15 protein-coding genes are annotated in these 14,318 nt (G+C 63.8%); 14 read left to right on the top strand and 1 reads right to left on the bottom strand.

The window, feature by feature from the left end; translation table 11 throughout:
• The first annotated feature begins 38 nt into the window (after positions 1–38).
• From CLU92_RS02610 to CLU92_RS02620, 3 genes are read left to right on the top strand one after another with little or no spacing between them, the layout of a single operon-like run.
• Positions 39–1,073, top strand: coding sequence for a peptidase U32 family protein (locus CLU92_RS02610; RefSeq protein WP_101484456.1), 1,035 nt, complete (start codon positions 39–41; stop codon positions 1,071–1,073).
• A 9-nt stretch (positions 1,074–1,082) separates the two neighbouring features.
• Positions 1,083–1,979, top strand: a complete 897-nt coding sequence (locus CLU92_RS02615) for a U32 family peptidase (protein WP_101484457.1) — start codon at positions 1,083–1,085, stop codon at positions 1,977–1,979.
• Between the two features lie 20 nt (positions 1,980–1,999).
• Positions 2,000–2,527, top strand: coding sequence for an SCP2 domain-containing protein (locus CLU92_RS02620; protein WP_101480597.1), 528 nt, complete (start codon positions 2,000–2,002; stop codon positions 2,525–2,527).
• A 25-nt stretch (positions 2,528–2,552) separates the two neighbouring features.
• Here the strand turns inward: CLU92_RS02620 and CLU92_RS02625 are convergent, their stop codons facing one another.
• On the bottom strand, positions 2,553–2,816 hold the full coding sequence (locus tag CLU92_RS02625) for a heavy-metal-associated domain-containing protein (RefSeq protein ID WP_166674821.1): 264 nt from the start codon (positions 2,814–2,816) through the stop codon (positions 2,553–2,555).
• Between the two features lie 248 nt (positions 2,817–3,064).
• Here CLU92_RS02625 and CLU92_RS02630 point away from each other — a divergent pair, with 248 nt between their 5' ends.
• From CLU92_RS02630 to CLU92_RS02675, 11 genes are all read left to right on the top strand, one after another.
• Positions 3,065–3,934, top strand: coding sequence for an ABC transporter substrate-binding protein (locus tag CLU92_RS02630; RefSeq protein ID WP_218973435.1), 870 nt, complete (start codon positions 3,065–3,067; stop codon positions 3,932–3,934).
• A 211-nt stretch (positions 3,935–4,145) separates the two neighbouring features.
• The gene (locus tag CLU92_RS27650; RefSeq protein WP_180338405.1) at positions 4,146–4,328 is read left to right on the top strand and encodes a hypothetical protein; all 183 of its coding nucleotides are present in this window, start codon (positions 4,146–4,148) and stop codon (positions 4,326–4,328) included.
• On the top strand, positions 4,329–4,469 hold the full coding sequence (locus CLU92_RS27655) for a hypothetical protein (protein WP_180338406.1): 141 nt from the start codon (positions 4,329–4,331) through the stop codon (positions 4,467–4,469).
• Between the two features lie 190 nt (positions 4,470–4,659).
• On the top strand, positions 4,660–6,084 hold the full coding sequence (locus CLU92_RS02640) for a TolC family protein (RefSeq protein WP_257560925.1): 1,425 nt from the start codon (positions 4,660–4,662) through the stop codon (positions 6,082–6,084).
• A gap of 2 nt (positions 6,085–6,086) precedes the next feature.
• Positions 6,087–7,061 (top strand): HlyD family secretion protein, encoded by a 975-nt coding sequence (locus tag CLU92_RS02645; RefSeq protein WP_101480601.1) that lies wholly within the window; start codon positions 6,087–6,089, stop codon positions 7,059–7,061.
• Between the two features lie 6 nt (positions 7,062–7,067).
• Entirely contained in the window at positions 7,068–8,249 is a 1,182-nt protein-coding gene (locus CLU92_RS02650; RefSeq protein ID WP_101480602.1) for an ABC transporter permease, read from the top strand.
• Positions 8,246–9,403 (top strand): ABC transporter permease, encoded by a 1,158-nt coding sequence (locus CLU92_RS02655; protein ID WP_101480603.1) that lies wholly within the window; start codon positions 8,246–8,248, stop codon positions 9,401–9,403. The genes CLU92_RS02650 and CLU92_RS02655 overlap by 4 nt, the downstream gene beginning before the upstream one ends.
• 74 nt (positions 9,404–9,477) lie before the next feature.
• Complete coding sequence (locus CLU92_RS02660) at positions 9,478–11,058, top strand: AAA family ATPase (protein ID WP_101480604.1); 1,581 nt, start codon at positions 9,478–9,480, stop codon at positions 11,056–11,058.
• Positions 11,055–11,540, top strand: a complete 486-nt coding sequence (locus CLU92_RS02665; protein WP_101480605.1) for a hypothetical protein — start codon at positions 11,055–11,057, stop codon at positions 11,538–11,540. The genes CLU92_RS02660 and CLU92_RS02665 overlap by 4 nt, the downstream gene beginning before the upstream one ends.
• 9 nt (positions 11,541–11,549) lie before the next feature.
• A complete protein-coding gene (locus CLU92_RS02670; protein WP_101480606.1) occupies positions 11,550–12,521 on the top strand; it encodes a hypothetical protein in 972 nt (323 codons plus the stop codon).
• Complete coding sequence (locus CLU92_RS02675) at positions 12,518–14,305, top strand: VWA domain-containing protein (RefSeq protein WP_101480607.1); 1,788 nt, start codon at positions 12,518–12,520, stop codon at positions 14,303–14,305. The genes CLU92_RS02670 and CLU92_RS02675 overlap by 4 nt, the downstream gene beginning before the upstream one ends.
• Positions 14,306–14,318: the final 13 nt, after the last annotated feature.

The following is a 14,318-nucleotide window of genomic DNA, read 5'->3' on the forward strand; positions in this document are numbered from 1 at the left end:
TCTGCACCCTGAGCCGATACAGGACTGTGAACATCATGATGCTTGAATCAACCACCGCCACCCGCGTGGCCGGACCGCTGGAACTGGTCTGCCCCGCCGGCAGCCTGCCTGCCTTGAAAGCGGCTGTCGACAATGGCGCCGATACCGTTTACCTGGGCTTTCGCGACGCCACCAATGCGCGCAATTTCGCCGGCCTCAATTTCGACGAGAAGGCCATCGCCGAAGGCGTGCGCTACGCCCACCAGTATGGACGCAAGGTGCTGCTGGCACTGAATACCTATCCGCAGCCGCACAGCTGGGCCGTGTGGCGCAGCGCCATCGACCGCGCCGCCGCGGCGGGCATCGACGCCATGATCGTCGCCGACCCGGGCCTGATGGCCTACGCGGCCCAGCACCAGCCGCAGCTGCGCCTGCATTTGTCTGTGCAGGGCTCGGCCACGAATTACGAAGCGATCAACTTCTATCACGAGCACTTCGGCATCGCCCGCGCCGTGCTGCCGCGCGTGCTGTCGATGGCGCAGGTTGAGCAATTGATCAGCAAGACGGAGGTGGAGATCGAAGTATTCGGCTTCGGCAGCCTGTGCGTGATGGTCGAAGGGCGCTGTGCGCTATCGTCGTATGCGACGGGCGAGGCGCCGAATACGCACGGCGTGTGCTCGCCGGCGAAATCCGTGCGCTGGCTGGAAACGCCGAACGGTCTGGAATCGCGCCTGAACGGCGTGCTGATCGACCGCTATGCGCCAGGCGAAAACGCCAGCTATCCCACCCTGTGCAAGGGGCGTTTCGAAGTCAATGACGAAGAATATTACGCGATCGAGGAACCGGCCAGCCTGAATACCCTGGCGCTGCTGCCGCAACTGATCGCCATGGGCGTGCGCGCCGTGAAAATCGAAGGGCGCCAACGCAGTCCCGCCTACGTGGCCCAGGTCACGCGCGTGTGGCGCGAAGCGATCGACGCCTGCCGCGAAGGCAATCCACGCTATGCCGTCAAGCCGGGCTGGATGGCGGCCATGGACAAGCTGGCAGAAGGTCAGCAGCACACCTTGGGCGCTTATCATAGATCTTGGAAATAGAGGATGAACATGCTGAAGCTTTCTTTGGGTCCTTTGCTGTACTACTGGCCGCGCCCCACGGTCTTCGAGTTTTACCAGCAGATCGCCGGCACCGCCGTCGATATCGTGTATCTGGGCGAAACCGTGTGCTCGCGTCGGCATGAGCTGCGCCTGGCCGACTGGCTCGATATCGCCGACCTGCTGGCCGCTGCCGGCAAGGAGGTGGTGCTGTCGACGCAGGCGCTGATCGAGGCGGGCGCCGAACTGGCGACCCTGCGCCGCATCACGGGCAATGGCCGCTATACGGTCGAGGCCAACGACATGGGCGCCGTGCACTGCATGGAAAAGGGCGCGCCCTTTGTCGCCGGCCCCCATCTGAACTTGTTCAATGGCCCCAGCCTGCAACTGCTGGCGCGCCTGGGCGCGCGGCGCTGGGTGATGCCGCTGGAAATGGGGCAGACGGCGCTGGCCGAAATGCAGCGCCAGAAACCGGAAGGGCTGGAGACGGAAGTCTTTGCCTACGGCCGCATGCCGCTGGCGTTTTCCGCCCGCTGTTTCACGGCGCGCAACCGCAACCTGCCGAAGGACGATTGCGGCTATAGCTGCCTGGAAGAGCCGGACGGCCTGCTGCTGCGCACGCGCGACGAGGTGCCCTTCCTCGTACTGAATGGCACGCAGACGCAGTCGGCACTAGTCTATAACCTGGTGCGCGAACTCGACGCCATGCGCGACATGGGCGTGGCGGTGGCGCGTATCAGCCCGCAGGCGATGCATACGGAACAAGTCATCGCCATCTTTGACCGCGCCCGCCGCGGCCAGGTCAGCGGCGTGGGCGCCCAGGCCCAGCTGGCGGCCTGCCAGCCCGCCGGCGCCTGCGACGGCTACTGGCATGGCCAGCCCGGCATGGAACAGCACGCCGCCCATTGAACGCATTGAAAGGAAGCACCATGCAAGATCAACTGGAAAGACTGGCCGTCCCTGCCAAGCCTCCCATGAGCAAGCCCGCCATATCGTACCGGCTGCCCGAGCCGCTGGCCGAATTGCTGTCCAAGCTGCCGCCGTATCCCGCCTCCTGGCTGTTCGTGCAAGGCTTGAATCGCTTGCTGGCGCCGCAATTGCCCGACGATGTGCGGTGCAGCCTGGAAGGACGCAGCCTGCGCTTGCGCCTGTTGGACGCGGGCATCGCCTTCGATTTCGAGTGGCAGGGCACCGTGTTCGTGGCCGAGCGTTATGTGGACGTGCCGGACCTGTGCATCGCCGCCAGCGTGCACGATTTGATGCTGATGGCGCGGCGCCAGGAAGATCCGGACACGCTGTTCTTCAGCCGCCGCCTGAGCCTGGAAGGCGATACGGAGCTGGGCTTGCTGTTCAAGAATACGCTAGACGCCATCGAGCTGCCGCCATTCGACCTGCAGGCGCTGGGGCCGCGCCGCGTGCTGGCGCATCTGCGCGACCGGGGTGCGCGGGGAGGGTGAGCGGGGAGCTGGCGGCAGCAGGCGTTCAGTGGCGGCAGTGGCCGCAGGCGCCGCTGCACGAGGCCAGCTGTTCTACCGCCGTCGTCTCGCCCATGAAGCCGGCGTCATTGACGGCGGCCAGTAGGCGTTCCTGCGTGGCCAGCCGTTCGTCAAATTGCACCGTGGCGCCGTGGCGCGCCAGAGAGACGCACACGGTGGCCACGCCGGTGACGGCTTCGAGCGCGCCCGTGAGCCTGTCGGCGCAGCCTTCGTGATCCATCCCGATAATATTCAAGCGCGCTGTTTGCATGGGTTCCTCTTGTTTTTCAAATAAAAAACAGCGTAGGCGAGGGGCGTGCATGCCGTCCAGAGCGGCACGCAAGATTTATTTTTTTATTTACGAGTTTATTGATCTGGATTAACTCCCACCCCTCTTGCTTGGTCCGAAGTTGTTGTTTTTGTCTACATAGTCTGCCTATTCCAGTCGACAAGCACAGCATGCTGCGCGATACTGTCATTCAGATAAGAACGCTATGAAAGCGCTGGAAAGGAGGGGCCATGCAGCGCCGCCCCCTGCTCATGCTTGCCGGCCTGTGGCCGTTGGGCGCCACCGCCAATGCGCGGCTGCCGCCGTTACCGCTCGTATATCCGCGCCACCAGGCGCTCAATGATCCGCAGCAAGGTTACGTGACGGCCTTGCTGCAAATGGCGCTGGCGCGTTCGGGCCAGGCGTATGCATTGCGCCGTTCGGAACTGCGCATGGTGCAGACGCGTGCCATGCAGGAAATCGCCACGGCGTCGGGCAGCGTCGATGTCGTCTGGGCCATGACGAGCCGCGCGCGCGAAACGCAATTGTTGCCGGTGCGCATCCCCATCGACCGGGGCCTGATCGGCTGGCGCGTGGCCCTGATCCAGGCGCGCCAGCCGCAGCTGCTGCGGTCCGTACGCAGCATCACCGCCCTGGCGCGGCTGTCTGCCGGCCAGATGCGCGACTGGCCCGACTCCGCCATCCTGCAGGCGAACGGCTTGCGCCTCGATACCTCGAGCACCTACGAAGGCCTGTTCCAGCAACTGGCGGCAGGGCGCATCGATTACTTTCCCCGTTCCGTAATCGAGGTGCAAAGCGAGCTGGCCAGCCATGCGCAATTGCCGCTGGCACTCGATGCCCATCTGGTCATCCGCTACCCGGCGGCGCTGTATTTTTTTGTCGGCAAGCACCGGCCGGAACTGGTACGTCACATTGAAATCGGGCTGGAAACCATGCTCGCCGATGGCAGTTTCGCGCAGCTGTTCCAGCGGCATTTTGGTCGTCTCGCAGATGGCTTGAAGCTGTCCCATCGGTACGTGCTGGAACTGGCCAATCCCGACTTGCCCGAGGAGACGCCGCTGGCGCGCAAGGCACTCTGGTATCGTCCAAATCATCACTAGTGGTTTTGTTGATCGGTGTCAAACCACCGCTTCAATCGTGCGCAGGATGTTTGATGGCGTCAAGGTGCAGGCCACGCTGGAAATGGCAGGCCACTTTTTTCTCATGCTGGAAGCGCCCGTGCTGCAGGACCGAAAGTGAAGGCTCTTCCTCGTCACCCGTGGCAATCCGCCAGCCGTCAATTTCGATGACGACACCCTGGAATATATGGTCATGATCATCAAAGAGTGCCCGGACCTGATCATTTTGAACGATGATGTGTACGTCGCGTTTGCCGATAATTTCGTCACGCTGTTCGCCATCTGCCTGTCCAGCACCATCCTCGTGTATTCCTCCTCGAAATACTGCTGCGCGACGCGCTGGCGCATGGGCGTGGTGGCCACGCATGAAAACTAGGTGCTCGACGACACGATCGCCAAGTTGCCGGACGCCATCAAGAGGCAGCAGGACGCGCGCTATCATTCGCAGGGGCGGCTGAAAAAGATGACACCGAACGACGCGCTGTTCCGCCTGGCCGAGGAAACGGGCGTCAAGTAGGGGAAGCAGCATGTCGGTAGCCGCTTACTCCAAGTCAAGCGGGCACCCCGCAAGAGGAGCCCGTTTTGACATGGCAGCTACCGTAACCAATAGTGCAGGCTGGAATAGACATCCGTAGATATAATTGCTATTGTGAAAGTATAAACATGGCAACCCCGTGCTTTCCCCTCATTCATTGACTGGACGCTACATGGGCAGATTGCAAGGACACTTATCAGTATTGCTGGCGACGGCGCTAGGCGCGGCCCTGCCCGCCCTGGCGCAGATGCCGGGCGGTGCGCCGCTGACCTTCAGCGAAGCGCTGCAGCAAGCGGCAAAGGCTTCGGGCGCCGTGCAGGGCGCCGCGCTCGACGTGCGCGCAAAAACACTCAAAGCGGAAGCCTTGTCGAATATCGACGGACCTTCCGTGGACTTGACGGCGTTCCGCGGCCGTCTGTCGACGGACTTGAGTATCGATACGAGCGGCTTGTCGGGCGTGGTGGGCGGCATCGAATCAGTGCTGCCGCCCATCCCCGGCTTGCCCACGCCGCACATCCCCAATTCCCTGAACCGCGAAGTGGTGACGGATTTGACCTCGTTCGGCTTGCTGGGCATGTGGCCCATCTACACGGGCGGGCGACTGGACGCCGTCAAGGGACTCGCGTCCAGCCTGACCCTGGCCGCACACGCGGAGCGTACGGAAGCGGAAGAGCAACTGGCTACCCTGGTGGCGCAGCGCTATTTCCAGTTGTTGCTGGCCAAGCGTGTGGTGGCCGTGCGGGCCGAAGTGACGGTCGGCGTGACGCAGCACCAGCGCGACGCGGCCAAGCTGGAAAAGGGCGGCCTGATTTCGCGCGCGGAACGCTTGCGCGCCGACGTGGCCCTGGATAGCGCCCGCAGCGAGGAAGCGCAGGCGCGCAGCGATGAGGAAATCGCGCAAGTGGCGCTCGACCGTTTGCTTGCCGTCAACACGCAAGTGCGGCCCAGCACGCCGCTGTTCGTCAATAGCTTGCCGGTTGGCACCTTGCAATCGTTCATCAGCACGGGCATGCGCGAAAACGCGAACTGGAAAAAGATCGACAGCAAGCGCGTGCAGGCCGAGCAAGCCTTGAAGGTGCATGGCAAGGAATACGCGCCCACCGTGTTTGCCATCGGTAACTACAATTTGAATCGCGGCAACGAAAAACTCGTGCGCTCAAACTGGGCAGTCGGCCTGGTCGTGTCCGTGCCGCTGGTGCACCGCATCAATACAGGCAAGATGATCGCCGCCGCCAAGCTCGACCAGGAGCGGGTGGAAGTGGTGGCGCGCCAGGCTGAGCGAGACATTCCCACCTTGATCGAAAAGAACTGGCGCGCGCTGGAAAACGCCCGCATCCAGTATCTGTCCACGGCGTCGTCGGTGGAGCTGGCGCGCGAAAATATCCGTTTGCAAACGGTGGCCTTCCAGCAAGGGCAAGTGACCTCGCTGGAAGTCGTCGACGCGCGCCTGAACCTGGCCAAGGTGGAAACGCAGCGAGCGCAGACTGCCTATAACTATGTGATGGGGCTGGCGCAATTGCTGGAAGCGACAGGCGAGACGCAGCGCCTGGGCAGCCTGGCCGCTGCGGCCGATATCCAATTACCTGTGGACAAATAATAATGAGTACCTCCAAAAAACCATTGGCCATCGGCGCCGCCCTCATTGTTCTGGCCTTCGTGGGCTGGGGCCTGTACCAGGCATTTCAGCCGCAGCGCCTGCCTTTGCAGGGACAGATGGATGCGCAGGAAGTCAATGTGTCGTCGAAAGTGCCGGGCAGGGTGGGCGAACTGTACGTCAAGCTGGGCCAGACGGTGCCGAAAGGCCACTTGCTGTTCCAGCTGACGAGTCCGGAAGTCGATGCGAAGATAGCGCAAGCGACGGCCGCCACGCAGGCGGCCGATGCCGTGGCAAAGAAGGCGCAAGCGGGCGCACGGCCCGAGGAAGTGCGTGCCGCCAAAGCCAACTGGGAGCGGGCGCAAACGGGGGCGAATATTGCCAAAACCACTTATACCCGCGTCAACAATATGTTCGAGCAAGGTGTGATTGCCCAGCAGAAACGTGACGAGGCGCAAGCGCAATGGCGCGCCGCCGAGCAGCTGGCGCAAGCTGCCCGCGCGCAGTATGACATGGCGCAAACGGGCGCCCGTCCGGAAGACAAGACGGCCGCCGCCGCCCAGGCGCGCCAGGTGGGCGCCGTGTTGACGGAAGCGCAGATCGCTCTGGCGGAAACGAAGATCGCCGCGCCGGTGGCGGGCCAGGTCAGCAAGATCCAGATACAGCCGGGCGAACTGGCGCCGCAAGGTTTTCCCGTGATCACCCTGGTAAACCTGGACGATGCCTGGGCCGTGCTGCAAGTGCGCGAAGATGACATGGCGGCGTTTGGCATGGGCAGCACGCATGCGGCGAATGTGCCAGCGCTGAAACAGCAGGTGAGCTTCAAGGTCAGTTCCGTGGCCGTCCTGCCGGACTTCGCCACGTGGCGCGCGGCCCGTCCGGGCGGCACGGATTTGCGCACCTTCGAAATCCGTTTGCGCCCCGCCATCAAGGTCGAGGGCTTGCGTCCGGGCATGTCGGTCGTGTTTCCCCCGCACTGATAGCCGATGAGCGAAGCGGATAAAGAGCCGGTTTCAGCGCTGGCGCGCGAGTGGCGGCGCTTGCGCGGCGACTTTTGGGATGTCGGCATGCTCAGCTGGATTCCCATCGTGATGTGCGGCATGTTGTGGCTGGTGTTTTCTGCCGGCATCGCCCGCGACTTGCCCATCGTCGTCATCGATAACGACAACTCCACCCTGTCGCGCCAGCTGACGCGCTGGCTCGACGCCTCACCTGGTATCGAGGTCACGGCGAAAGTGGCGTCCAGCGACGAAGCCCTGCATCGCTTGCGCGAACGCACGGCGTTTGGCTATCTGCTGATCCCGAATGATTTTGAACAGAAATTGCTGGGTGGCCGCCAAGCCACCGTACAGTGGTTGTACAACGCGCAGTTTTCCTCGCATGCGGGCGCCTTGCTGCGTGATGTGCGTACGGTCAGCACGACCTTGTCGGCCGGCATCGAGATGACGGCGAGGATGAAAAAGGGCATGTCGGGCGTGCAGGCGGCGGCCCAGTTCGAACCGATACGCACGACCTTGAACAGTTTGTACAATGAAAACATCAGCTATGAAGCGTTTTTGACCTTGGCCCTGATGCCGGCCATGCTGCAGATTTTCATCGTCGTCGCCGTCGTCACCTCCATCGGACGCGAGTTGCGCGACGGCACGGTGCCGCAATGGCTGGCCTCGGCCAATGGTAGCTGGCTGCGCGCCGTCGGCGCCAAGCTGTTGTTTCCCCTCATCGCCTACAGTGCGCTGGCGCTGCTGTATCTGTTGTTTTTCAGCCTGGCGCGGGACTGGGCCGTGGCGGGCAGCTTGCCGGCCTTGCTGCTGAGCATGTTGCTGCTGGTGCTCGCCTACTGCGGTCTGGCCACTTTGTTGATAGCCGCTACCCTGTCCTTGCGCCTGGCCCTGTCGGGCGCGGCATTTATTACGGCGCCGGCGTTCGCGTTTGCGGGCCAGGCCTTTCCCTTGATGGCCATGCCGGCGCCGGCCCGCGCCTGGGCGGAAGCCTTGCCGCTCACGCACTATTTGCAGTTGCAAACCAAATACTGGCTGGCCGGCGCGCCGTGGCGCTATGGCGTGCAGGAAATGTTGATACTGGCTGGCTTTGCCATCGGCTGTGGCGCCGTGGGTGTATTCCTGCTGGCGCGCCGCGCGAATGCCCCGGATGCCTGGGGGCGCACATGAATAGCTGCTGGTCCGCCTTTATTGCCACCTGGCGCGCCATGCTGACAGACAAGGGCGCGCTGACCTTGCTGTTCATCGGCGGCATCATTTATTCCTTCTTTTATCCTTTGCCATACTCGACGGAAATCGTCCAGCGCGTGCCCGTGGCGGTCGTCGACCAGGACCGCAGTGCCATGTCGCGCCAGTTGACGCGCTTTGCCATGGCCCATCCGTCGCTGGACGTGATCGCCGTCACGCCGGACTTGCCGGTCGCGCAAGATTTATTGTGGCGCGACAAGGTCATGGGTGTGCTGATCCTCCCCGACGGCTTGCAGACAGATGTGCTGGCCGGCCGCGCCGCCCACGCGCAGGTGGCGGGCAATGGCTTGTATCTGATGCTCAACAAGGTGGCCCTGAATGGCCTGGCCGAAGTGGTGGGCACCGTGTCGGCCGGTATTGAGCTCAAGCGTTTGGGCGCGGGTACGCCGTCCACCATCCAGGCCAACCAGCAGCGCTCGCCCATCGCCTTCGCCGCCGTGCCCCTGTTTAACGTCAAGGAAGGCTATGGCGCGTATGTTGTGCCAGGAGTGGCTACTCTCATTGTGCAGCAGACCTTGCTGATCGGCATGACCATGCTGTTCGGCACCTGGTATCAGCGCAAGCGTTTTCCCCTTGCCGGCAAGCGCACGACGGGCGGCTATGCGGGCATGCTGCTGGCGTTTGCCTGCGTGGCATTCATCAACTGCTGCTATTTCTTCGGTTTCGTCTTCTGGTTCCAGGATTACCCACGTGGCGGCAACTTCGGCGGCATGCTCTTGCTGCTGGTGCTGTTCTCTCTGGCGGAAGCGGCTTTCGGCATGCTGCTGGGCATGCTGTTCCGCACGCGCGAACGGGGCACGCAGCTGATGATCGCCACCTCGATGCCCGTGCTGTTCCTCGCTGGCCTGACCTGGCCTGTGTCATCCATGCCCGTCGTGCTGCAATGGCTGCGCTGGCTGCTGCCATCCACGGCCGGCATCCAGGGCTTTGTCGCGCTCAACCAGATGGGCGCCTCGCTGTATGAAATCCGCCATGAAGTGGCGGGTTTGCTGGCCTTGCTGGTGGCCTGCGTGGCGCTGGGCTGGTGGCGCTGGCGCAAGCTGGAGGAAGCCGTTGTTGATTTGAACAAGGCGTAGTGGGAACGATATGCAATAATTTCGTACCCGGGGTCAGACCCGCCGGGTCTGACCCCATTTAAAGTAAACGAACCATGTCCGCCTTCAATTTGTTCCAGCGCCTGTCCCAAGCCCCCACCAAGCCCAAGGCCGCGCCTGCCGCGCGGCAGTTCGACGTGGCGGACCTATACCAGGGGCCCATCGCGCTGGGAGCAGAAGGCGAGGAGCAAGCGCGACCTTTCGATGAAAAACTGCGCCAGGCCTATTTCTGGATCGTCAACCACGCCATCATCAGCCCGCATTACGACATCGAGTACAACGATGGCCCGTCGCAGACGTATTCGGTGGGCGACAGCCGCCGCACCCTGAACTTGCCGTCGGCGCAAAGCTATTCCAGTTTTATTTTGTTGCCCCTGCTGACCTTTGCCACGCGCCGAAAATGCCTGTTCGTCGGCGGACCGGGGCGGGGCAAGACGGCCAGCGCCCTGCTGATGGGGGTGTTGGCCGGTTCGACCGTCAAGGAAGTCAAACGCGCCATGCAGCATGGCCACCCGCAGATGACGGTGGCCGACTTGCTGGGCAATCCGCTGCCCGCCGACCTGGTGAACGCGCAAAGCATGGACGAGATCCGCATCGCCTGGCGCGCCTGGCTGGGCATGCGCGTCAAAATCGTCGATGAATACAACCGCATCCCCACGCGCACGCAGAGCGCGCTGCTCACCGTCATGGGCGACAATTACGCGGAAGTGCTGAACCATATTTACGAATGCCCGGAAGCGGCCTGGTATTTGACGGCCAATGATGACCAGGGCGGAGGTACGTATCAGGTGATCGAAGCGCTGCGCGACCGGGTCGACGTGACGGTGCAGGCGCTGGCTTTCAATCCGCGCTTCCTGAATGAACTGCTGCTGCGCGTGGAAGAAAACGTGCGCCCCGAAGAACTTGTGCCGCCCGAGATCATCTTCACGGAAGGGGAGGTGGATCAAATTGGCGTATCCATCCGCCAGGTGGGCATACCCGACGCCGTGCGGCGCCGCCTGGAATTTTTCGCCAGCCAGTTCGAGCTGTTCGAGACGGCGGGCGGCCAGTTCGAATACATGACCAAGGATACGGCCCGCCTGGCCGGCGCCGACCGTGGCGCCGCGCAGGCGGCCGACAATGGGCGCGACCGCCTGAAGGACCTGGGCTGCCAGACCCTGAACGGCATCTCCGTGCGCACCCTGATGGCGCTGCTGATCTACGCCAAGGCCATGGCCTACTTCCGCGGTAACGGCGAGGTGGAGCTGGAAGACTTGCGCCAGGTGCTGCCCTTCGTCTTGCATAACAAGCTGCAGCCGGACCCGGACGCGCCCTTTTTCGCGCTGCCGGAAAACGCCGCCTACCGCAGCGATAGATTGGGCTGGCTGCGTCGCCTGTTCGATTTGTCGAACGATGAATTCAACCGCCTGGACCTGGACCGCGATGATCCGGTGGGCGTGCTGTCGGCCGAATTCGACCTGGGCCTCGATGGCGTCAGCGAGCGCGAAACCCTGGCGCGCCTGAACCGCATCGAAAAGCTGATCGGCGAACGCACGAAAGGGCGCAAGCTGTATGGCCCCCTGTACGACGACCTGCTCAAGCTCAAGTACCTGCATCAGCGCTATACGAATTACCGCAGCTGGCTGCGTTCGCAATGAATTACGCTCTGAATGTGGATCACTGCCGAGGTTTTCTCGGCGCGCTTGAGAGGCTGAACAGCGAGGCCAGCGACCTGTGCGCAAGCTACGAGCTGCAGCGCCTGCCCGACGCACCCGATCTCGCCACGGCGCTGGGCTTGCGCGTCGAAGATTATGCCTTGAACGTCATCGAGCCCGCACGCGACTTGCCGGCGCCCCTGTGGCACCTCAAGGTAGCGCCGTGCGGGCGCGCACAGCTGGAGCAGGTATGCCAGCGCTGGTTCTTCTCGTCGGACCACATGCAGACGGCGCCGCCGGGCCGTTTTCGCGCCTGCCTCGTCGACGCATTCCTCGAAGCGCTGGACATGTCGCTGGCCGGATTCACAGTGCATGTCGTGGAGATGGCGCCGCCGCCTGGTTTCTGGTACGCCATCCACTGGGATGAGATCGCGTTCGAACTGGGGGATGAACGCTATCTGCTGCACTTCTCGCACAGCGATTGAGGAGCGGCGATGATCTCTCCTGCTTTTGCCTCGATACTTGCCAGCGGCCGCGCCCAGTTCAACGGCCGCGCTGCGGAAGCGCGCCGGCGTTTTCCATCGCTGGACATGGCCGCCTTCGGCGCTTTCCTGCACGATGGCGTCGATCCGCTGGTAGTGGCCGTAGCCGCCGCTGCGCCTGAGCGCGCAGGCGGCGTCACCCTGGCCGCCTACGACATGGCCCTGGAGCTGGTGGGCCACGGCCTGGCAGGTCCGGCGGCGAAAAATCCCCTCCTCAATAGCGTCTGGCGCGAACTGGCGCCATCGTTTGCGCCGTTGCTGGCGACGGCGCCCGTCGAGGTGCTGGGCATGCTCAGCAACGCCGCCATCCACATGGCCTCCGTGGCGGGCGCGCGTCCCGCGCAGTGGCAGCGCGAGCTGGCTGCCCTGGCAGCGCAGATCGCCACGGTGGCGCAGCTGCGCGCCGTGGGCCAGGTGCTGGCCTGGCGCGCCGGTGTCGCGCATTTCCGCCTGGGCGCGCTGGCCGCCGCCGATACCTTGCCGCCTGCGCTGGCGCTGGCCGCCTTTGGCGAGCCGGCTGCGCACTGGCCGCAGGTGCATGCGCAGTTGCTGGCGAATCCCTGGCGCGGCAATGCCGAGGGCAGGGAGTTTGGCAGCTTCAGCGGCCTCGGTGGCGCTTTCGGCACGCCGCCGCAAGTGCGCGCGACAAACGACGGTTTTGTCGTGCGCAGCGCCGAGCGCCACTACCTGCTGGTGGCCGACGCCTGCGGCGCCGTGCTGCACAGCGCCACGGCGCAGGAGTTCGAGCAGGCGCCAAACGGGCAGCCATCGTCCGTGCGCGTCGATGGTGCGAGCCTGCATATCGGCGCGCGCAGCATCGTGCTCGATGTGCCGCCCGGCGACATCGCTATCGCCGCCAATGCGCATACAGTTGCCATCACGTCGCCGTGGACGCACGCGATCCGCTTGCTGCCGCTCGCATGAAGAAGGACGCCGAACCCGCCCTGATCGACGCCTGGCAGGCTGCCTGGCCCGAGGCCCTTGCCGTGTGGAGCAAATTTACGCGCCTGCGCGACCCGAGCCTGTGCACCAGCCACGTCCAGGCCAGCAAGAAGGGGCTGTCCGGCAGCTTTGCCATGATCCGCCTGCTGGACCAGAGCGTCGTGGTGGACTTGCCGCTGGTGACGGAGCTGGGGCTGGACGACTATGCGCTGGAAATCCTCGCCCATGAAATCGGCCACCACATCCTCGCGCCGGGCAGTGCCAGCGACCAGTTTCGCTTGCTGGCGCGCATGCGCCGTGCCTTGCCCACGCTGGAGCAGCACGCACCCATGGTGGCCAACCTGTATACGGACCTGTTCATCAACGACCGGCTGCAGCGCCAGGCGAATTTGCGCATGGCCGACATTTATCGCAAGCTGCAGCAGGGCCGCGAGCCTTCGCCGGACGGCAAGGCCAGGGCCAGCGGCGGCGTGTGGACCCTGTACATGCGCATCTATGAAAACCTGTGGCAGCTGGAAAAGGGTGAACTGGGCGGCGGCCAGGCCGACGAGCGCCTGGACACGGATGCCTGGCTGGGTGCGCGCCTGATCCGCGTCTACGCGAACGACTGGATGCTGGCGGCGGGGCGCTTCGCCACCTTGCTGTTGCCTTACCTGGTGGACGACACGGATGCCCTGGGTGGCAGTCTTGACCCCAGCCGCTACCTGCAGGACACGCGCGACGCGGCCCGTGGCTGCCAGACGTATGGCGCGCAGCAGATCGAGGATGACGAAGAGGGCGGCGCCATCCATCCCGTGCACGACAAGCGCATCTCCGGCCTCGACGGTGAAGAGCCGCAAGCCGAGGCGCCGGCCAGGGCGGGTGGCGGCCAGTTGCGCGAGCCGTTCGAGCTGGGCGACATTTTGAAGGCCTCGGGCATCAACCTGAGCGACCATGAGATCGCTATCCGCTACTACCGCGAACGCGCCTTGCCGCACCTGGTGGCGTTTCCCAGCCGCCCCGCGCCCGAGTCGCAGGAGCCGCAGATGGAAGGGCTGGAAGCGTGGGAGATCGGCGACCCTTTGGAAGACATCGACTGGCTGCAATCCGTGATGCAGTCGCCGCGCCCTGTGCCCGGCGTGACCACCATGCGCCGCGTGGTTGGCCGCGAACCGGCGCGCGCCATCGACGCCGTGCCCGTCGACCTGGACATGTACGTGGACAGTTCCGGCTCCATGCCCAACCCGCAGGCGCACACCTCGTTCCTGACCCTGGCTGGCGCCGTCATCGCCTTGTCCGCCCTGCGCGCTGGCGCGAAAGTGCAGGTGACCCTGTGGAGCGGCAAGAATGAGGTGATGCAGACGCCAGGTTTCGTGCGCGATGAAGACATGATCCTGGGCGTGCTGACGGAATTTTTTGGCGGCGGCACCTGTTTCCCCATCCATTGCCTGCGCAAGACGTATGCGGCCAGGCGCGAACGGCCCGTACACATCCTGATGATTTCCGACGATGGCATCACCACCATGTTCGACGACGATGAACTGGGCAACAGCGGCTGGGATATTTCCGCCAAGGCGCTGGCGCAGGGCGGTGCGGGTGGCACCATGGCCCTGAACCTGGAGCGCGGCTGGGATGGCGTGGCGGCCAACAAGTGGCTGCAGCAAACCTATGACGACCTGAAACGGGCGCGCCGCGAGCAGGGCTGGGATATCCACGCCGTCGAGCGCTACGAAGACTTGCTGGACTTTGCGCGGGCGTTTAGCCGCAGGCATTATGTGAAGAGTTAAATAAGATGAATAT

Origin of the sequence: Janthinobacterium sp. 61, assembly GCF_002846335.1 — a bacterium.
Lineage (GTDB): Bacteria > Pseudomonadota > Gammaproteobacteria > Burkholderiales > Burkholderiaceae_D > Janthinobacterium.